We start from the raw sequence: 20,415 nt of genomic DNA, 5'->3' as shown, positions 1-20,415 counted from the left end.
TCTGTAGACAAGTCTACATAAAGCTGAGGATGCGCTTTTACCAATCCGTCTTTAACTACCGATAATTTATCCAAACCGGTGTAGGCACGCACTGCATCGACTTCCTGTTGAGACGGAATACTCTCCGGACGCATGGTGGGTCCAAAACCCCAGAGGTTAACCAGAGGTCCAACAGTGACGTCTAGCACGCCGTGACTGAGTTCACCCAAACGCATCGCTTCCAGCACCACTTTGCGGGTTTCCGGCGATATAGCAAAAGGTTGCTCAAAACGGTACTGATTAAAGCGCGACAATTCTGACGTCGGGTCGTAGGTCGACATCAGCTTATTCACGTGAATTAAGCGCTCGTCTATCAGTTGCTTAACTTTTGCTTTATCAACCGCGGTGACTTTCGGGTACTTCACGTTATACGTGGTGCCCATTGTGTGACCATAGATATGCTCTACTTCTACCGGTGGCTGGCTGCAGCCCACCAATAACAGCACTAGCAGTCCAACTACATACCTAAATTTACTCACATTGCCTCCATGGGATTATTGATTGCAGTGGCACTGCAATGGGATATTCCCTTCAACTTAGTAAAAAAGGGGGCCTAGAGCCCCCTTTATACTTCGAACTTGCGACTTAGCCGCCGAAGTCATCCAACAGGATGTTTTCGTCTTCAACACCTAAATCTTTCAGCATGTTGATAACGGCCGCGTTCATCATAGGTGGCCCACACATGTAGAACTCACAATCTTCTGGCGCAGGGTGGTCTTTAAGGTAGTTTTCCAGCAATACGTTGTGGATAAACCCGGTGTAACCTTCCCAGTTGTCTTCAGGTTGTGGATCTGACAGTGCAACGTGCCATACGAAGTTGTCATTTTCTTTAGCCAGCATATCGAAATCTTCTACATAGAACATTTCGCGCAGTGAACGAGCACCGTACCAGAAGCTGATCTTACGGTCAGTCTTAATACGACGAAGCTGGTCAAAGATGTGTGAACGCATCGGTGCCATACCCGCACCACCACCAATGAATACCATTTCGGCGTCAGTTTCTTTCGCGAAGAACTCACCAAATGGACCAGAGATAGTCGCTTTGTCGCCTTCTTTCAGGCTCCAGATGTACGATGACATTTTACCAGCCGGCAGGCTCAGGTTATTAGGCGGCGGCGTAGCGATACGCACGTTCAGCATAATAATCCCTTCTTCTTCCGGGTAATTTGCCATTGAGTAAGCACGGATAGTTTCTTCATCTACCTTAGATTCGATATCGAAGAAGCCAAAGCGTTCCCAGTCAGCACGATACTCTTCAGGAATATCGAAGTCTTTATATTTGACATGGTGAGGTGGAGCCTCAATCTGGATGTATCCACCCGCTCGGAACGGTACGCTCTCGCCATTTGGAATTTTAAGCTTAAGCTCTTTGATGAAAGTGGCTTTGTTATCGTTAGAGATAACTTCACAATCCCACTTTTTGATACCAAAGATTTCTTCTTCGAGCTCGATTTCCATGTCTTGCTTAACAGATACCTGACAAGACAGACGGCAGCCTTCACGCGCTTCGCGCTTAGTAATGTGGTCGAGCTCAGTAGGCAGGATTTCACCGCCACCGGTCTTCACGTCTACACGACACTGGCCACAAGAACCACCGCCACCACAGGCTGAAGATACAAAGATACCCGCATCGGCTAATGCACCCAGCAGCTTGCCGCCTGGTGCAGTAGTGATCGCCTTTTCCGGATCGCCATTAATTAGAATCTTCACGTCGCCAGATGGAACCAGCTTCGATTTTGCGAACAGGATGATAAATACCAGCGCAAGAACGATAACGATGAACATTCCAACGCCAAGAATAATCTCGATTTGATTCATAAATTCTGCTCCTTAGCGTTAATTACAGCTGAACGCCAGTGAAGGACTGGAAGCCCAGTGCCATCAGGCCAGCAATCATGAACACAGAGCCCAGGCCGCGAATACCGTCTGGCATGTCCGCGTACTTCAGCTTTTCACGTACCGCCGCAAGCAATACGATAGCCAGTGCCCAGCCCATACCACTACCTACACCGTAAACAATACTCTCTGCGAAGTTGTATTCACGTTGTACTGCAAACGATACACCACCAAAGATGGCGCAGTTAACGGTAATCAGTGGTAGGAAGATACCCAGCGCGTTGTATAGCGCAGGGAAGAACTTATCCAGACTCATTTCCAGGATCTGTACCAGTGCCGCAATAACACCGATAAAGGTCAGGAAGTTCAGGAAGCTCAGGTCAGCGTCAGGGAAACCTGCCCATGCCAGCGCACCAGGCGCCAGAATGTTCACGTAAATCACCTGGTTAACCGGTACAGAGATACCCAGTACTACCACTACGGCAATACCTAGGCCCATGGCCGTTTTTACTTTCTTAGATACCGCCAGGAATGTACACATCCCAAGGAACAAAGACAGCGCCATGTTCTCGATAAAGATCGAGCGAACAAATAATGATAAATAATGTTCCACAACTTACTCCTTAGGCTCGACTTGTTCCGGACGGATGGTACGGATTACCCATATCAGACCGCCGATCAGGAAGAATGAACTGAATGGCAGAATTAACAAACCATTCGCCTGATACCAGCCGCCGTTTTGAATCAGAGGCAGGATTTCAAAGCCCAGGATAGTACCGAAGCCGAACAGCTCTTTAATGATACCAACCACAATCAGTACCATAGAGTAGCCAAGGCCGTTACCAATACCGTCCAGGAAGCTCATCAGAGGTGGACTCTTCATCGCGTATGCTTCTGCACGGCCCATTACGATACAGTTGGTAATGATCAAACCAACGAATACCGACAGCTGCTTAGAAATCTCGTACGAGTACGCTTTCAGAATTTGGTCAACAACAATTACCAGCGAGGCGATGATGGTCATCTGAATGATGATCCGCACGCTGCTGGGGATCTGGTTTCGAATAATCGAAATAAACAGGTTTGAAAACGCGGTAACGCTGGTCAGTGCCAGAGACATTACTAATGCGGTTTCCAGTTTTGTAGTAATTGCCAGTGCAGAACAAATACCCAGGATTTGTAATGCAATTGGGTTACTGTCCAGAATGGGTCCAAAGAGGACCTTTTTCATTTCTTTAGAATCAGCCATGATAATAACCCCTTACGAACGCCAGGCTTGTTTTTTCAGGAAAGGACCAAAGCCGTTGTCGCCAACCCAGTACTGAACCGTGTTGTTCACACCGTTACTGGTTAACGTTGCACCAGACAGTGCATCAACCGCATATGGGTTTTCTTCACCAGCCGCTTTCTTCACTTCAAGGGCTACGTCGCCGTTCTTGTAAAGTTGCTTGCCGTCCCATTTTGCCTGCCATGCTGGGTTTTGTACTTCACCACCCAGTCCTGGCGTTTCTTTTTGCTGATAGTAAATCAGTTCGCGAACTGTTTCGCCGTCTGCATCAAGGGCCAGGAAACCGTACATCAGGTCCCAAAGGCCACTGCCGTGTACTGGCAGAATAACGCGGCTAACGGTTTCTTTCGCTGCTGATTCGTAAACCAAATATACCGAAGCCACTTTCGCGCGGCGTTGGAAACCCACATTGCTGTTTTCCACTTTCACGCTGGTGTCAGCTTCTTTTGCAGCTTTGTACATATCGTAGTTTGCAGAAGGTGCTTCAACAAACTCACCGGTATCCAGGTCTACATAACGCGCTTCAACGAACTCGTTATATGTTCCTTCGATGTTACCTTTAGCTTGTTCAAGCAGACCAGCTGCATGCAGGATGTTAGACATTTTGTCTTTCGCTGCATTGCTTTGCTGAATATCACGCAGGCCTACAGCCGCACCTGATACGATGATTGAACAGACTAAACAAACCGCCAGTACAACGCCGACTGTTTTTCCAAATGATTCTTTATTAGCCGACACGAGCTATCCTCCGCTTGATATTGCTTTGAGCGACAAAGTAGTCGAACAGGGGTGCCCACAGGTTAGCAAACAGGATTGCCAACATAACACCTTCAGGGAATGCAGGGTTCAATACGCGAATCAGTACGGTCATAAAACCGATGAAGAAACCGTATGCCCATTTGCCCTGGTTCGTAAATGACGCAGACACTGGGTCTGTTGCCATAAAGAACATACCAAACGCCAGACCACCTACTACGAAGTGCCAGTGTGCAGGCATAGCGAACATGTAGTTCGTGTCACTACCAATCAGGTTTAACAGTGTGGCGAAGAAAGCAACGCCCAGTGCAACACCTGCTACGATGCGCCAGCTGGCGATTCGCATGTAGATGATGAACAGGCCACCCAGCATAATTGCCAGTGCAGACACTTCACCCGCAGAACCAGGGATAAGACCCAGGAAGTGGTTCATCCACAAGTCAGAGTTGCTGTAATCCAGTGCACCGTTTGCGCCCTGGCTCAGAGACGTGGCACCTGAATAACCGTCAGCGGCTACCCAAACGCGGTCACCCGAGATTTGCGCAGGATAAGCAAAGTACAGGAATGCACGGCCAGACAGTGCCGGGTTCAGGAAGTTACGGCCGGTACCACCAAAGATTTCTTTCGCGATAACCACACCGAACGTGATACCCAGTGCAACCTGCCACAATGGGATGGTTGCTGGCAACGTCAATGCGAACAATACCGATGTTACGAAGAAGCCTTCGTTAACTTCGTGCTTACGTACTGATGCAAACAATACTTCCCAGAAGCCACCTACGGCGAACGTCACCGCGTAAATTGGCAGCCAGAAGCATGCGCCGTAGAACATCAGGCCTAATGTGCCTGCATTTGAGATATCACCACCTAATGCCGAGAACAGGCCAGCCTGCCAGGTATCAGGTAAGGTACCCGCGCCAGCGGCAATTGCTTCCTGCGCCTGGAAACCAATGTTGTACATACCAAAGAACATAGCCGGGAATGTTGCCATCCACACCATGATCATAATACGTTTCAGGTCGATACTGTCACGAACGTGAGTACCAGCCTTGTTGACTTTACCCGGGGTATAGAAGATGGTCGCGGCCGCTTCGTACAGCGCGTACCATTTTTCGTATTTACCACCTGGTTCGAAGTTCGGTTCGATCTTCTCTAAATACGCTTTTAAGCCCATGAATTAACCCTCTTTCTCGATCGTGGTCAAACAGTTGCGCAGGATCGGACCGTAAGTGTATTTGCCTGGGCACACGTAGGTGCACAGTGCCAAATCTTCTTCGTCCAGTTCCAGACAACCCAACGTCTGAGCACTGTCAGTATCACCAGAAATCAAATCACGCAGTAACAGCGTGGGAAGGATATCCAGAGGCATAACGCGTTCGTAATTACCAATTGGTACCATTGAACGTTCTGAACCATTTGTAGTTGTAGTCATATCAAACTGCTTGCTACCACTGAAATGACCAGTGTACGCACGCGTGATTGAATGCTTGTCAGAACCTGGAGTAATCCAGCCAAACAGTACCTTTTCACGGCCTTCTTTCAACAACGAAACCTGAGTGTGGAAACGTCCAAGGAAACCGTGAACACCCTGTGCAGTCGTACCATTCAGTACTGAACCAGACACGATGCGAACTTCACCGTCAGTCACTTCACTAGCGGTAAGTTCTGCCAAATCAGCACCAATTACAGTGCGAACCAGGCGAGGATTCTTAGCAGCAGGGCCGCCTAAGGCAACAACACGGCTGTTGTCTAACTGACCAGACGTAAGCGTTGCACCAATGGCAATCACGTCCTGATAGTTTACAGACCATACTGTTTTCTTAGCACCTACCGGATCGAGGTAATGAATGTGTGTACCGGCCAACCCTGCTGGGTGCGGGCCGTCAAACTCAGCAACGTCTGCACCGCTGTCACCAGCTGTTACTGCGCTGCCTGCTTTCTTACACACATACACTTTGCCGCCAGACAGCACTTTTAGTGCTTTCAACCCGTTTGCGAAGTCGTCCTGACGTTCTGCGATAACAACCGCCGGATCGGCAGCTAATGGGTTGGTGTCAATGGCTGTGACAAAGATTGAACTTGGCGTAGAACCAAGTGCAGGTGATTTGCTGAAAGGACGCGTACGTAATGCTGACCACAAGCCGCTGTCATTCAACAGCTGCTCGATAGTTTCGCGACTGCTACCAGCAATCTGATCAGCAGCAATGGCAGTGAAAGCTTCCGCTTCATCACCTTCTGCTTTTACCACAACAGATTGCAGAACACGCTTAGCACCACGGTTTACTTCTACCACTTCACCCGCAACCGGAGCAGTGAATTTAACGCCAGGGTTTTTCTTATCTTCGAAAAGAACCTGACCTTTCTTCACTTTGTCTCCAACCTGCACGTGCATGGTAGGACGCATACCCACATATTCTTCTCCCAGTATGGCAGCCCGAGACACCGTCAGACCATCCTGGATCTGTTGTGTCGGAGCTCCCGATATAGGGAGGTCGAGACCTTTTTTGATTTTTATCATACGTAATCGCACTACTCTAATAGAAATACCCTTTTGAATAGGCAGCATCTTTCACCACATTGAAAAGATACGATTCAAAAACGTACTTTGCTCACCACTACTATGCTAATAAAGGTCGTAAGAAACCCTCAAAGCTAATTTTTACTTCGCAATCAAGCTGAATTGTTATTGTTAGAATTTGCCGGCGTTAACAATTTTATTGTTGTTTTTTAGCGCATGGTTTTGCCGCCCGTTAACAAGGCGAAAGAGAGTAACAGACAGGTCACTCTACTTAATTACGGAATTTTAGCATCATCCTGACGACTTGCGCTACGCAATTCGCAGATTATGCACTATTTTTATCGGATTAATCTGTACAATCAACCTACCACCTTGGTCGCAAAACCCACCAAATGGTCAAAAAACAGGCGGAATTAGCAGAATTCATCTATTCATCATACAAATAAGCCGTCATAACGACGGCTTATTATAATTATCAAATGGTTTTACCAATTAACCAGCGGGTCAACGTCCGCATCGTAATCCACCCCTGCGACATCAAAGCCGAACAGACGTAAAAACTCATGGTGATAGCCCGCGTAATCACTTAACTCATGGAAGTTATCCTGAGTAACCTGGTCCCAGAGACCTTTGATGACGGCCTGGGTATCATCGTTGGTTTCCTTCCCGTCCATGCGATAGCGGTTTTGCTCATCCAGCGTAGGTTCAGAACCGTACAAACAATCTTTATATAATCCAGCAATTTGCTCGATACAGCCTTCGTGCGTGCCTTCGTTTTTCATCACGCGATACAACAGCGAAATGTATAGTGGCATCACCGGAATTGCGGAACTGGCTTGCGTAACCAACGCCTTCAGCGATGAAACGTGAGCGTCAACACTTAATGCAGACAGCTTGTCGTTGATAGCACTTGCCGCGCGATCCAAATCTTCCTTCGCTTTACCAATGGTGGCCTGACCATAAATTGGCCATGTCAGTTCTTTACCAATATAGGTATAAGCCGTCGTTTTACAGCCTTCAGCCAGTACGCCAGCTTCAGACAATGCGTCCAGCCACAATTCCCAGTCTTCGCCGCCCATTACCTTAACGGTATTGAAGATTTCATCGTCGTTGGCAGGCTCAAGACTAACATCATGTACCAGGTCTTTGTCGGTATCGTAAGTCTTTGTGGTGTAAGCCTGACCCACTGGTTTGAGCGTAGACTTATACACTTCACCGGTAACTGGATCAGTACGACGCGGGGCGGCCAGACTATAGATTACCAGGTCGACCTGACCTAAATCGGCTTTAATTTTGTCAATCACTTCCTGCTTCATAGCTGCAGAGAATGCATCACCGTTTAAGGTTTCTGCATACAGATCTGCCGCTTTCGCTTTATGATGGAACGCAGCGGTATTGTACCAACCTGCTGTGCCGGTTTTGCGTTCTGTCGGGGCCTTTTCAAAACAGACGCCCAGTGTTGCTGCGCCATAGCCAAACGCCGAAGTAATACGCGAAGCCAGTCCGTAGCCGGTAGAACAACCCAGAACCAGTACCTTTTTAGGCCCGTCGCCTAAATCGCCAAGCCCTTGAATATAATCAATTTGTTCTGACACAACTGCTGCACAACCCACTGGATGCGCATTTGTACAAATAAAGCCACGTATTTTGGGCTGAATAACCATAGTCACACTATCCTTTATAATTTGAGCGCGTATTGTAATAAACCACCGGATGATAACAACTCTGAGCAGCTATCACCCGGCTTATCACACAATCAGTTTAACGATTGTTGTAATACGCTTGTTCTGACATACCGTGGAAGGTTTTCGCGCCAGCGAAGAAAGACTGGTAGGCGTCGTAGATGCGTTTAAAATCTGGGTCTGCTTCAGCTTGCTGCGCCATGACCTGGGCAGACGCTTCGCGAAGCGCGTCAATCACATCCTGGGGTAACTCACGTACCGTTACACCGTGTTCATTGACCAACTTGTTCATAGCGGCATTGTTTCGTGCAGTATACTCATCCAGCATATCCTGATTCGCGGCACGCATGGCTACTTTCACAATAGCCTGTAGATCTGCGGGTAAGCTGTTGAGCGCTTGCTCGTTTACCAGGAATTCCAGCTGTGTGCCCGGCTCATGCCAGCCACTGGTGTAGTAATAATCGGCAGCACGGAACAACCCAAACGCCAAATCATTGTACGGGCCAACCCACTCAGTCGCGTCAATAGCACCGGTTTGTAAAGACGTAAATATTTCGCCACCGGTCAGGGTTACCGGAATGCCGCCAACTGCTTTGAGCACTTCGCCTCCCAGACCCGGAATACGCATTTTTAAGCCCTGAAAATCGTCGAGGCTGTTGATTTCTTTCTTAAACCAGCCCGCCATCTGCACACCGGTGTTACCGCCGGCAAAGGGCACAACGCCGAATGGCTTGTACAAATCCTGCCAGAGCTTCAAACCACCGCCATAGTGCAGCCAACCGTTCATTTCCTGGGCATTCATACCAAATGGGATCGCTGAAAAAATCGGTGCCGCAGGCATTTTACCTTTCCAGTAGTACGCGCCAGCGTGGCCCATTTGTGCTGTACCCTGGGCAACGGCATCAAACACTTCAAATCCGGGTACCAGTTCACCGGCACCAAACACTTTTACGGTTAATCTGCCGCCCGACATCTCGTTGACATACTCGGCAAAGGTTTCCGGCGCTTGTCCTAAGCCGGGAAAATTCTTCGGCCAGGAAGTCACTAGTTTCCATTCATAGGTTTGTTGTGGCGCAGCCTGCGCTGCGGTTGTATTTGATTGAGTATTGTCCTGGCAACCACTCAGGCCTAAAGCCATACCCAGTCCCATTACTGCCAATAGCATTTTTTTCATTATTGTATCCTTAGCTGTAGAGCGTTTCAGGCAACCAGGTGGCCAGCTCAGGCCAAATGGCTAATCCTATTAATAGCACAATCTGAATAATGATGAAGGGCACAACACCGCGATAGATATCAGACGTTAGTATGGTAGGCGGCGCTACGCCACGCAGGTAAAACAGCGCGAAGCCAAATGGCGGTGTTAAAAACGAAGTCTGCAGATTAAGCGCCAGCATAATGCCTAACCACACCGGATCAATACCCATGGCGAGTAAAACCGGGGCAACAATGGGCACTACCACAAACGTGATCTCAATGAAGTCCAGTATAAAGCCCAATGCAAACACTACCAGCATTACCACCAGCATGGCCCCAAACACGCCGCCGGGCAGTTCTGTTAAGAAGCCATGAATCAGTTCTTCACCACCGAATCCACGGAACACCAGTGAAAATACAGAAGCGCCGATTAGGATCATGAACACCATGGCAGTCATGCGCGTAGTATCCATGGTCACCACTTTTAACTGCGCAAGAGACAATTGCTTCTTAAAAGCAGCCAATAATAAGGCACCACTTGCACCAACACCTGCGGCTTCTGTTGGCGTTGCAAACCCTGCCAGTATTGACCCCAACACAACAATAATAAGCAACAACGGGGGGACCAGCGCCGAAAACAAGCTCTGTTCCGGCTCTTCAGTAGCGGACGCGGTGGCGGTTGCGTCGATATTCATAGCGGCATCATCTGACTTACCTGACTTCACGCCTACAACCATGACGTAAATCAGATACAGCACCACCAGTAACAGCCCCGGTACTAAGGCACCGACGAATAAATCTCCCACCGATACCGAGTCCGGTGAAAAAATGCCCATCGATAACTGTGCTTTTTGATAAGCACTGGAGAGTACATCACCCAATAATATCAGCGCGATAGATGGCGGAATGATTTGGCCAAGGGTACCAGTGGCACAAATAGCACCGGTGGCAAACGCGGGAGAATACCCCCGGTTGAGCATAGAGGGTAAAGACAACAAGCCCATGGTAACCACCGTCGCCCCAACAATACCGGTACTTGCTGCCAGCAACATACCAACCAACACCACAGACACCGCCATGCCACTGCGATACTTGCCCAGTAGCGCCGCCATGGCGACTAACAGGGATTCGGCGACTTTGGACTTCTCCAACATGACGCCCATGAACACAAATAACGGCACCGCGATTAGCGTCTCGTTAGAGACAATCCCGAATAACCGATTGGGCATAGCAGTAAGATATGACGCATCAAACCCGCCAACCAAGGCACCAATACCCGCAAATATCAAGGATACACCGGCCAACGTTAGTGCAACCGGATAGCCAAATAACAACACACCGCACACGCAGGCAAACAGAACTAACGCCATCCACTCCATCGTTATTGCACCTCCGTGTTATAACGCCAGTTCAGAAAACTGCGGCACAGTTCGCTCACACCTTGCAGCAGCAAAATACCAATGCCCAATGGAATGAGAGACTTCAGTACGAATACCAGCGGCAGACCACCCGGTTCTTTGGATGTCTCCATCAAGGCCCAGGAGTCCGAGGCGTAAGGCACCGCATAGTAGAGCAAAAAGCCGCAAACGGGGATTAGCAACAACAGCGTGCCCCAAAAGTTCACCATTGCTTGCTTACGCGGGGAGAACCGTCGGTAGAATACGTCCACCCGAACATGACCGTCGCATTGCAGCGTATAGCCTAAAGCCAACAGGAAGACGGCTGCATGCAGGTAAGTCACTGACTCCTGCAGCGCGATCCAGCCCATTTGAAAGCCGTACCTGAGCACCACAATAACCAGCATAACTACAACCATAACCAGCGACAGCGCACTGCACGCCTGACATACGCGGCGACTGAGTGTATCCAACGCCTGGATCACAGACGGGAGTCTTGAAGAAGAGAAAGCCATATTGAATAAAAACGCAGCAATTGAAAAAAACTTGTTAATAAACGGCTAGACTAAAGCTATTTAGCTGCTTTGCCAATGGGTTATGGTCAGTCTGAGGGAGAATTTTCAGGAATAAGTGATGCCAGTTTGAGGGAGATAGCACCGATAACAACGGGAAGAAGTAAAAAAACACAAAGCCCGCCTAAAAAGGCAGGCTTTGGCATTCAGGCTTAGCCCAGGATGTCTAACAACTCAACATCGAACACCAGCGTGCTGTACGGGGCAATTGCGCCACCCGCACCTTGCTCACCGTAAGCCAGGTTGTGAGGCACGTATAAACGCCACTTTGAGCCAACAGGCATCATCTGCAGTGCTTCAGTCCAGCCTTTAATTACGCCACCTACCGGGAATTCAGCCGGTTGGCCACGGTCGTATGAGCTGTCGAATACTGAACCGTTGATTAAGGTACCGTGGTAATGCGTACGCACAGTGCTGTCAGCAGTAGGCTTCGCACCTTCGCCAGTAGTCAGTACTTCGTACTGCAGACCAGACTCAGTGGTTACTACGCCGTCGCGCTTGGCGTTTTCAGCCAGGAAGTTTTCGCCTTCAGCAATCGCCTCTTTATGCTGTTCAGCTTTTGCAGCCTGCATACGCTGATGAATTTCACCGAACGCGTCGCGCAGGGTGTCATTGTCTACTTGCGGTGCTTGACCGGTAAACGCGTCTTTTAAACCAGCGACAACAGAATCCAGGTCCAAGCCTTCAAAAGGATTCGATTGCAGTTGCTGACCCATTTGAAAACCAATGCCGTAGCTCGCTTGGGTTTCTACTGTCTTAAATTGATCTGACACAGTCACTCCTGTAAGTAAATTACACAAAACGCGCAAAATTTAAACAATTCATGAATTATTCTGAAAAATTATAACACGTTCGTTTTAATTGGGCCGATAGTGTAACACACCCTTAACTTTCCTGCCCGTGCCTTTGATTTAGTGCTTCAGAATGAGGCCTGGAACAGCCCTATACTGCAAAATGTCATTAGACAAGCGACCCGGGAAACAGTAATGTGATCGGCATTGTTATATGGAGGGCACCATGCAATCACATTACGATGCACAGTTAAAAGACACTGTTCGTTATTTGGGAAAGACTTTAGGTGAAACCATCAAGGCCCAATTGGGCAATGATTGGTTAGAGAAAATTGAAAAGATTCGCCTCGACGGCCGCGCGTCGTATCAGGGTGACACAGATTGCGGAAGCAGTCTGAAAGAAACTTTCAAAACCATGTCAGACAGCGAATTACTGGTTGTTGCCAGAGCGTTCGCACAATTCCTGAATTTGGGTAATATTGCAGAGCAGGAATACAATGCGGGTCTGGATGTGGAAGCATCTATCGACTCACTGTTTGAACACCTAGACAAAGCTGAGCTGTCAGCCTTAGAGGTAGAGGAAGCCGTAGCAAAACTGGATATTGATCTGGTACTTACCGCTCACCCAACCGAAGTGTTCCGTCGCACCCTTATCCACAAGCATAAAGAGCTGGCGGTTTGCTTAAAGAGCATTCACCACGAGCAACTCACTGACACCGAACGCAAACGTTTGGAAACGCGTATTGCCGATTTGATCAGTCAGGCATGGCACACAGAAGAAATTCGCTCTGTACGTCCTACGCCGGTAGACGAAGCCCGCTGGGGTTTCTCGGTAATCGAAAACTCACTGTGGGAAGCCGTTCCCGAGTTCCTGCGTGACCTGGACGAACGTCTGCAGCAAGACTACAACGTAGCATTACCTATTGATGCGGCGCCTATTCACTTTAGCTCGTGGATGGGTGGAGACCGTGACGGTAACCCGTTTGTTACTGCAAAGGTTACCGAAGAAGTCCTGTTGCTGGCTCGCCGCCGCGCAGCCAAGTTGTTAACCATCGATCTTGACCGCTTGCAGGTCGAGTTGTCGATGAACCTGTGTAACGATGAATTAAAAGCACGTGCGGGTGAGCAGTTAGAGCCGTATCGCGCCATCCTTCGCCCGCTGGTGAAGCGCTGCGCCGATACCCGCGACGGCATTGCTGATTTCTTCAATGGCCGTCCCTACGACGCAAGCACCTGGATTCAGGACAACGACGAGTTGCTTGAGCCATTAATGCTGTGCTACCAGTCACTGTGTGATTGTGGTCTGGAAACCACCGCGAACGGCATGCTGCTGGACACCATCCGCCGCGTGAAGTGCTTCGGCATTCACCTGTTGCGTTTGGATGTGCGTCAGGACTCACAGCGTCACGCTGACGTACTTGCAGAACTCACCCGTTATCTGGGTTTGGGCGACTACGGTCAATGGAGCGAAGCTGACAAGCAAGCATTCCTGCTGCGTGAATTAAGTTCTAAGCGCCCACTGTTCCCACGCGCATGGCAACCGTCTGAAGACGTTCAGGAAGTGCTGGATACCTGTAAGGTGATTGCAAACCACAGTCGCCATGGCTTTGGTATTTACATTATCTCAATGGCAAGCGAAGCCTCTGACGTCATGGCTGTGCAACTGCTGTTGCAGGAAATGGGCGTGGACTGGCCCATGCCAGTAGCCCCGTTGTTTGAAACACTGGACGACCTGAACAACTCACCCACCGTTATGCGCAAATTGCTTAGCGTAGACTGGTATCGCGGTTATATTCAGGGCAAACAGTTTGTCATGATTGGCTACTCAGACTCGGCTAAAGACGCGGGTGCCATTGCCGCAGGTTGGGCTCAGTACGAGTCTCAGGAAGCGCTGGTTGCGCTTGCTGAAGAATTCGACGTTACCCTGACCCTGTTCCACGGTCGTGGCGGTACTATCGGTCGTGGTGGCTTACCGGCTCACGCTGCTATCCACTCTCAGCCTCCGGGTTCACTAGACGGTGGTTTCCGTGTTACTGAACAAGGTGAGACGATCCGTTACAAGTTTGGTATGCCGTTGCTAGCCAAGCGCAGCCTGGGTATTTATACCAGCGCAATCATTGAAGCCATGTTGTTCCCGCCGCCGGCGCCTAAAGACGAATGGCGTGAGCTGATGAAAGCAATGGCGGCTAAGGGCCGCGATTTCTATCGTGGCGTGGTACGTCAGGATCCGGAATTCGTGCCGTATTTCCGCGTAGCAACGCCGGAACAGGAACTGGGTAAACTGCCTTTGGGCAGCCGTCCTGCCAAACGTAAGCCTACCGGTGGAATTGAGAGCCTGCGTGCTATTCCATGGATATTCGCCTGGGCCCAGACACGTTTGGTACTGCCAGCCTGGTTGGGCAGCATGCGTGCCATTGATGCCGTTCGCAAGGAAGGCAACGAAGAAACACTGAAAGAAATGCTGGAAAACTGGCCATTCTTTAAGTCGCGTTTGTCTATGCTGGACATGGTATTCCAGAAAGCCGACCCTCGGATAAGCGAAGAATACGATGATCGTCTGGTACCTGAAGAGCTTAAGCACTTTGGTGCAGCCCTTCGCGCCGAGCTGAAAGAAGCAATTGCACTGCTGCTAGAGATTAACGGTCAGGAAACCATTATGGAGTCAGACCCACAGGGTCGTGAGTCTATGAATATCCGCGCCGCTTATCTTGAACCGCTGCATTACCTGCAGATTGAGCTGCTGTCGCGCATTCGTCAGTTAGACGAAGATGAGCACGACGCGAATCTGGACAAAGCCATGATGGTTGCTATCAGCGGTATTGCTATTGGTATGCGAAACACAGGTTAACCTGTGTTTCGAAGGCCATTTACCTGGCCATAAGACACAAAAAAGCCGGCATCGCCGGCTTTTTTAATGGATAAGATTTCGAGTCGGCAATTAACCGTTTACGAACTCAACACCAATTTTGATATCGCCACGCAGACCTTCCAGCATGTCGTCTTTTGCTTTCTGTTCGAAAGCACTCAGCTCGCCGTAAGGCAGGATTTCTTCAACACCGTTCGCACCTAAACGCACTGGGTGAGAGAAGAATGCAGCGTCGTCGCTGTCGTCGGTTTGTACGTAAGTGTACTCAACCACGTTGTCACCTTGCATAGCAGCAACCAGAGACAGACAGAAGCGTGCAGCAGCCTGACCCATAGACAATGTAGCAGAACCGCCACCCGCCTTGGCTTCAACAACTTCGGTACCCGCGTTCTGGATACGTGTAGTCAGTGAAGCAACTTCGTCGTCAGAGAATTCAACGCCTTCCACCTGAGACAGCAGAGGCAGAATAGTCGTACCAGAGTGACCACCGATTACAGGCACGTGCGTGTTCGCTGGATCAAGACCTTTCAGGTCAGCAACAAACGTTTCTGCACGGATAACGTCAAGCGTAGTCACACCGAACAGTTTGTTCTTGTTGTATACGCCTTTGGCTTTCAACGTTTCAGCAGCAATCGCTACTGTGGTGTTCACAGGGTTTGTGATGATACAAGTACATGCATCAGGGCAGTTGTCTGCGATGCCTTCAACCAAAGCTTTAACGATACCAGCATTGATATTAAACAGGTCTGAACGATCCATACCAGGCTTACGAGGTACGCCAGCTGGGATCAGCACGATGTCACAACCAGTCAGTGCTTCCGCCAGGTCGTCTTTACCGTGACCGGTTACTTTTACTGCAGTTGGGATGTGGCTTAAATCAACAGCAACACCAGGAACAACTGGCGCAACGTCGTACAAAGACAGTTCAGAACCTGCTGGCAATTGTGTTTTTAACAATAATGACAGCGCCTGACCAATACCACCGGCAGCACCTAACACGGCTACTTTCATACCATTTCTCCTATGGAAAGAATCACGTTTAATAACGGCTCGACACACTAATTCATGTCGACAAAAAACTCAATCACCTATTGGTCTTATGGAAGAAGATTGGGTGAATCTCAGAGTTATATTCAAAATAACTGCATAAATATGCATTTTATTTGTAATTTCATGCGCGTTGTGGCACTATACAAGGTTAAAATTGTATCAGGCGACAGCGCAGATGAGCGGCAAAGCAAATTCGCCTGCAAGAGTATACACCAAGCTAACTGGCAAGCCGAAAAATAATTCAGACGCCAGTAATTGTAATGATTTAACGACAGGTGAATATGGCTAGTCAAAAACAAGAAGAACTCATTAAAGCATTCAAAGAGATTCTGAAAGCCGAAAGTTACGGCTCGCAGGGCGAAATTGTCGACGGATTGAAGCATCAGGGCTTTAGCAATATCAGCCAAAGTAAAATATCGCGAATGCTCAGCAAGTTTGGTGCGGTACGAACACGCAACGCGCGTGGTGACATGGTGTATTGCTTACCCCCTGAATTAGGTATGCCTACGGCTAAAAGTCCGCTGAAGCAACTGGTGTTAGATATTGTGCATAACAATGTTATGGTGATTATTCGAACCAGCCCTGGCGCAGCACAACTCATTGCACGCCTACTGGACTCATTAAGTAAAAAGGACGGTGTATTGGGCACCATAGCAGGTGATGACACGATTTTTATCGCGCCCGCGGATGTCACCAAAATTGAAGATTTACGACAACGCGTAGAAGACTTGTTCGAGAACGTTTGATTCTAGCGCGTCAGACAACGGACCGATTGCCAGTCATGCCAAATTAAGCTTAAAACAAAAAACCCCGCATAAGCGGGGTTTTTTAATGTTAAGTGCTAATCACTTAGAAACGGTAGTTAATACCTACGCGGATTTCCCACAGTGAAGCAGCAGTTGAGTAGCTTTCTCGTTGATCTGCACCGAAAAATTCCTCATAAACATACTGACCATCGTCATTAATGCTAGCACCGACAACAGACTCAGAAACAAAGTTACCTTGTTTCAGAACACCCCAGTCATCGTTCAGCAGATTGCCCAGGTTTTCGATGACGAAGAACGCAGAAGCACGGTGACCTTCAGCAAAAGCTGGCAGTTCCTGACTGATGCGAACATCAACTTTTGTCCACCAGTCGCCATTAGTCGCGTTGCGACCAGCGATCTTGCCACGGCTCAGGCCTTCTGAAGCAATAAAGGCATTAAATGCTTCTAAATCAAAACCATCTGCATATACAACTTTAGCATCGTCAACGGTTGGAACATACAATAAGTGGCGACCACCGCCTGTATCGTCATCGCCGTAGAACTGATCCAGAACATCAACATATTCGATTTCACCGTCATCATCCAGACGCGGTACATCACCAAACGTGTAGCTCATACCACGACCTTCGTTAGCAGAGGCAAATACGTTGAAACGCGTTGCGTAGCCGTCGATAAACTCATGCTTGTAGCCAACACGCAGCGTGAAACGGTGCGGGATGTTGTAGTTAGACGTTGCCGCACCAGGATTGTTTGGATCGCTGGTTGCAAAGTTTGCATAGTTAGAACCTGCTACAGAGCTGGTCATTGGGTTAACGTCGGTAGAGTCGTTGTAAGCATAAGCAACACTTACATCCAGACCAAAGTCATACTCTTTTGACACTGCCAGTGACAACGTAGTTGCATCGCCTGAATCACCTTTAACGTTAGTTAAGAGGAAGGTGTTATTAGAACCTTCATAAACTGGACGTCCATCAGGACCAGTACCCACTTCTACTCGTGACGGCTCGATGTAGGTAGCTGCGTCTTTCTTATCTGTATAAAGAATGTCCGCTTGTACCAGGTAATCACCGGGTGCCAGATAGGTTAAGCCCAATGCATATTTCCACTCAGTTGGAATTTCAAAATCCGGGTCCATGGCTACAACAAATCGAGCAGAACCGTCTGTTGGATAATCTGCAACATAATCAAACAAAGCCTGAGGAGGAGCTACGATTGGTGCACCACCACCGACTCTGTCAAGGTCAAAGATACTGGTTGAGCCGCTAGACCATCCAGGAATATCTCGCTCATCTGCAAATACCTGAGTAACACCGTCGTTAGAGTATGCATTTGATACCCAAACGTTAGGATTACCGCCGGAGTACAAGCCGAAACCACCGTGTAGTTCCATATCATCAGATAGCACATAGTTAAAGCCTACGCGCGGTTGCCATAAATCTTTCCCGTCCAGGTTTGCAGTGTTTGCAAACCCGTACTCTTCTTCAAATGCAGAGTTGTAGTTCGGGCGATCATCAGATGACCACTTGTCATATCGCAAACCTAATAACAGGGTAAGATCATCGTTTACATAGAAATCATCCTGTAGATATAACGTAGTGGTCTGGAAACTAAAGCTTGCCGCTACGTCATTTGGATCATTGGTACCGGCAGCATTGTTATAATCAATTGAGAATGGCGTGCCTGCTTCAAAGTTAGCAATTGAACCGAAGCGGTACTCACCAATTCGATGCTGCATAAACAAGTTGAATACATCTAAGTCTTCGTATTCAATACCTGCAGTAATAGTGTGATCACCTAACAGGTAAGTACCTGCAAATTTGAACGTCAGGTTATCCCAGTTCAGATCGTTTGCCTGTCTAGAGTCATCTGGTCCTAAATAAACAGTTGTACTACCAGCGCTAATTTGCACTTCACCGAAACCAGTGTCTGCATCAACAGAATTCTGACGATTATCAAGAGTTGTTTTACCGATACGCAATTCTGTTGAAAAGTCAGGCGTCCAATCAGAATACAATGATGCTGTAATGGTTTCTATTTCTGCACCACGCTCGTAGAAGTGACCATCGAAAGAAAGACGAGATGTGCCTGTATCTGATTCAGAAATTGTATATCCGTCGTTCCAGTTATAAGTAAATGCTGCACGATGATCTTCGTTGATGTTCCAATCAACTTTCAACAATAGTTTTTCGTCTTCGATCGGCGAAGAGCCTTTAAAGCCACCTGGATCGTAACCATACACTTCTTTAGAAATTCTAACAATTTCTGCTAAGTCTGCTTCAGTTACACGAGATAAACCTGCATATTCGTGTAAACGAACACCTTCTTTCTTCTCGTAGGCACCGAATAAGAAAAGCTTATCGCTGATCAGTGGAAGACCGACGGTGAAACCATAACGTTTTTCAGTGTAGTTACCGTTGTCGATGTCATTACCTTCGATTGAATCGCCTTTTAGAGAATCTGACGTGAAATCGTAGAAAGCAGAACCGTGGACTTCGTTACTACCTGACTTTGTTACAGCATTAATGTTACACGCCGTAAAACCGCCGTACTCAACGTCAAAAGGCGCTAATTCAACTGCAACCTGTTCGATTGCATCGTAAGAGAAAGGAATACTTTCAGTTGGGTAACCGTTTGAGTTCAGACCGAAGTTGTCGTTCAAACGCATACCGTCCAGCGTTAAGCTGTTAAAACGAGGCGATGCACCAGCACACTGGATACCATCAGAGAACGTTTCATCGATATATACACGCGGATCGGCACGAACCAGGTCTTTGATGTCACGGTTAATCGCAGGCGCATTTTGCAGGTCTTCAAGGCTGAAGTTTGAAGAAGGCCCTTTCTGACCAAACGCGATAGAAGCGATTTGAGAAGCTGTTACTTCGATACGCTCAACATCTGATTGAGAAGCCAGTTGGAACTTGCTCAGGTTCAGAGGCTCGCTCAGTGACAAATATACGTCGGTAATAGTAGCGTCTTCGAACTTGTCAGAGTCCATTGTGATTTCGTATGGACCACCAACACGCAAACCAGACAGGCTGAACTGACCGTCTGCATTTACAGTGATAGTTTTAACACTTCCAGTTGGAACGTGCTTAACGGTGATTACTGTTCCCGCAGCTGGAGCACCCTGAGGGCCAACTACGCTACCAGTGATACCTGATGATGTCTCCTGCGCCATAGCCGCAGTCGACAAACCAACAGACATCGCTACCGCTATCGCGACGCGATTTAACTTAGATTTTGTCATCATTAGTGTGTTTCCCATGCATTATATATTCATTAGGCGTCTGTCTTTACCCGCATCTCCGGAACTACTGTTGGTTACGGCGGTCTACGTGTAAAGCCAATTTGTTTTTCTCACTGTCAGTAAAACGACAGTGATTTTAAGTTATCCGTAAAAGCGTAAATCGGGCCGAGATTGTTCATTATTATTGTTTCAGCAATATGACAAATCTGTTCCGGTTGCATTTCATAATGAACTGACAACGCTTAGTATTTTTATTTTTTCCTGAACAAACGGTCAAAGTTTTACTGAGCTTATAGGAACCCTCGGCCCTGCTCACAAGCCCGGGTATATTTTTCGCACAACCACAACGAATAAACAGCGGTTAAGCCAATTCAAAGTTATTTATACAAATCCCAATAAAAACAGTAAATTA

At 48.2% G+C, this 20,415-nt stretch carries 16 protein-coding genes; 2 read left to right on the top strand and 14 right to left on the bottom strand.

Annotated features, from left to right (window positions below; genetic code table 11):
* The 12 genes from AC4MRN_RS05055 to bamJ form a co-directional block, all read right to left on the bottom strand.
* Positions 1 to 518 (bottom strand): FAD:protein FMN transferase (locus tag AC4MRN_RS05055; protein WP_491202666.1); only part of this gene is annotated, 518 nt, incomplete at its 3' end.
* 106 nt (positions 519 to 624) lie between these two features.
* Positions 625 to 1,857, bottom strand: a complete 1,233-nt coding sequence (gene nqrF, locus AC4MRN_RS05050) for an NADH:ubiquinone reductase (Na(+)-transporting) subunit F (protein ID WP_255052659.1) — start codon at positions 1,855 to 1,857, stop codon at positions 625 to 627.
* A gap of 22 nt (positions 1,858 to 1,879) precedes the next feature.
* Entirely contained in the window at positions 1,880 to 2,488 is a 609-nt protein-coding gene (gene nqrE, locus AC4MRN_RS05045; RefSeq protein ID WP_491202665.1) for an NADH:ubiquinone reductase (Na(+)-transporting) subunit E, read from the bottom strand.
* Between the two features lie 3 nt (positions 2,489 to 2,491).
* Positions 2,492 to 3,124 (bottom strand): NADH:ubiquinone reductase (Na(+)-transporting) subunit D, encoded by a 633-nt coding sequence (locus AC4MRN_RS05040; RefSeq protein ID WP_073325159.1) that lies wholly within the window; start codon positions 3,122 to 3,124, stop codon positions 2,492 to 2,494.
* Positions 3,125 to 3,136: 12 nt separating this feature from the next.
* Positions 3,137 to 3,901: a Na(+)-translocating NADH-quinone reductase subunit C gene (locus AC4MRN_RS05035; RefSeq protein WP_073325158.1), complete on the bottom strand. Its 765-nt coding sequence runs from the start codon at positions 3,899 to 3,901 to the stop codon at positions 3,137 to 3,139.
* On the bottom strand, positions 3,891 to 5,093 hold the full coding sequence (locus tag AC4MRN_RS05030; RefSeq protein WP_491202664.1) for an NADH:ubiquinone reductase (Na(+)-transporting) subunit B: 1,203 nt from the start codon (positions 5,091 to 5,093) through the stop codon (positions 3,891 to 3,893). Before AC4MRN_RS05030 ends, AC4MRN_RS05035 begins: the two co-directional genes overlap by 11 nt.
* A 3-nt stretch (positions 5,094 to 5,096) precedes the next feature.
* A complete protein-coding gene (locus AC4MRN_RS05025; RefSeq protein WP_491202663.1) occupies positions 5,097 to 6,437 on the bottom strand; it encodes a Na(+)-translocating NADH-quinone reductase subunit A in 1,341 nt (446 codons plus the stop codon).
* A gap of 485 nt (positions 6,438 to 6,922) precedes the next feature.
* Positions 6,923 to 8,101 carry an enoyl-ACP reductase FabV gene (gene fabV, locus AC4MRN_RS05020; RefSeq protein ID WP_073325155.1) on the bottom strand — a complete coding sequence of 393 codons (1,179 nt, stop codon included), beginning with the start codon at positions 8,099 to 8,101 and terminating at the stop codon, positions 6,923 to 6,925.
* 97 nt (positions 8,102 to 8,198) lie between these two features.
* The gene (locus tag AC4MRN_RS05015; RefSeq protein ID WP_370241609.1) at positions 8,199 to 9,293 is read right to left on the bottom strand and encodes a TRAP transporter substrate-binding protein; all 1,095 of its coding nucleotides are present in this window, start codon (positions 9,291 to 9,293) and stop codon (positions 8,199 to 8,201) included.
* Between the two features lie 10 nt (positions 9,294 to 9,303).
* On the bottom strand, positions 9,304 to 10,692 hold the full coding sequence (locus AC4MRN_RS05010; protein WP_073325153.1) for a TRAP transporter large permease: 1,389 nt from the start codon (positions 10,690 to 10,692) through the stop codon (positions 9,304 to 9,306).
* 2 nt (positions 10,693 to 10,694) lie between these two features.
* On the bottom strand, positions 10,695 to 11,195 hold the full coding sequence (locus AC4MRN_RS05005; protein WP_370164070.1) for a TRAP transporter small permease subunit: 501 nt from the start codon (positions 11,193 to 11,195) through the stop codon (positions 10,695 to 10,697).
* 239 nt (positions 11,196 to 11,434) lie between these two features.
* Positions 11,435 to 12,055 (bottom strand): BamJ family beta-barrel-assembly machinery protein, encoded by a 621-nt coding sequence (gene bamJ / locus AC4MRN_RS05000; RefSeq protein WP_073325151.1) that lies wholly within the window; start codon positions 12,053 to 12,055, stop codon positions 11,435 to 11,437.
* Positions 12,056 to 12,299: 244 nt separating this feature from the next.
* Between bamJ and ppc the strand changes: the two genes are divergently transcribed.
* A complete protein-coding gene (gene ppc / locus AC4MRN_RS04995) occupies positions 12,300 to 14,921 on the top strand; it encodes a phosphoenolpyruvate carboxylase (RefSeq protein WP_073325150.1) in 2,622 nt (873 codons plus the stop codon).
* A gap of 90 nt (positions 14,922 to 15,011) precedes the next feature.
* Here the strand turns inward: ppc and mdh are convergent, their stop codons facing one another.
* Positions 15,012 to 15,950 carry a malate dehydrogenase gene (mdh, locus tag AC4MRN_RS04990; RefSeq protein ID WP_073325149.1) on the bottom strand — a complete coding sequence of 313 codons (939 nt, stop codon included), beginning with the start codon at positions 15,948 to 15,950 and terminating at the stop codon, positions 15,012 to 15,014.
* Between the two features lie 320 nt (positions 15,951 to 16,270).
* Here mdh and argR point away from each other — a divergent pair, with 320 nt between their 5' ends.
* A complete protein-coding gene (gene argR, locus AC4MRN_RS04985) occupies positions 16,271 to 16,735 on the top strand; it encodes a transcriptional regulator ArgR (protein ID WP_073325147.1) in 465 nt (154 codons plus the stop codon).
* 103 nt (positions 16,736 to 16,838) lie between these two features.
* Here the strand turns inward: argR and AC4MRN_RS04980 are convergent, their stop codons facing one another.
* Positions 16,839 to 20,006 carry a TonB-dependent receptor gene (locus AC4MRN_RS04980; RefSeq protein WP_370241612.1) on the bottom strand — a complete coding sequence of 1,056 codons (3,168 nt, stop codon included), beginning with the start codon at positions 20,004 to 20,006 and terminating at the stop codon, positions 16,839 to 16,841.
* Positions 20,007 to 20,415 lie beyond the last annotated feature (409 nt).

It is taken from the genome of Marisediminitalea sp., from assembly GCF_984433645.1.
Note: the sequence above shows the minus strand (reverse complement) of the source record. Positions and strands in the feature narration are given on the sequence as shown.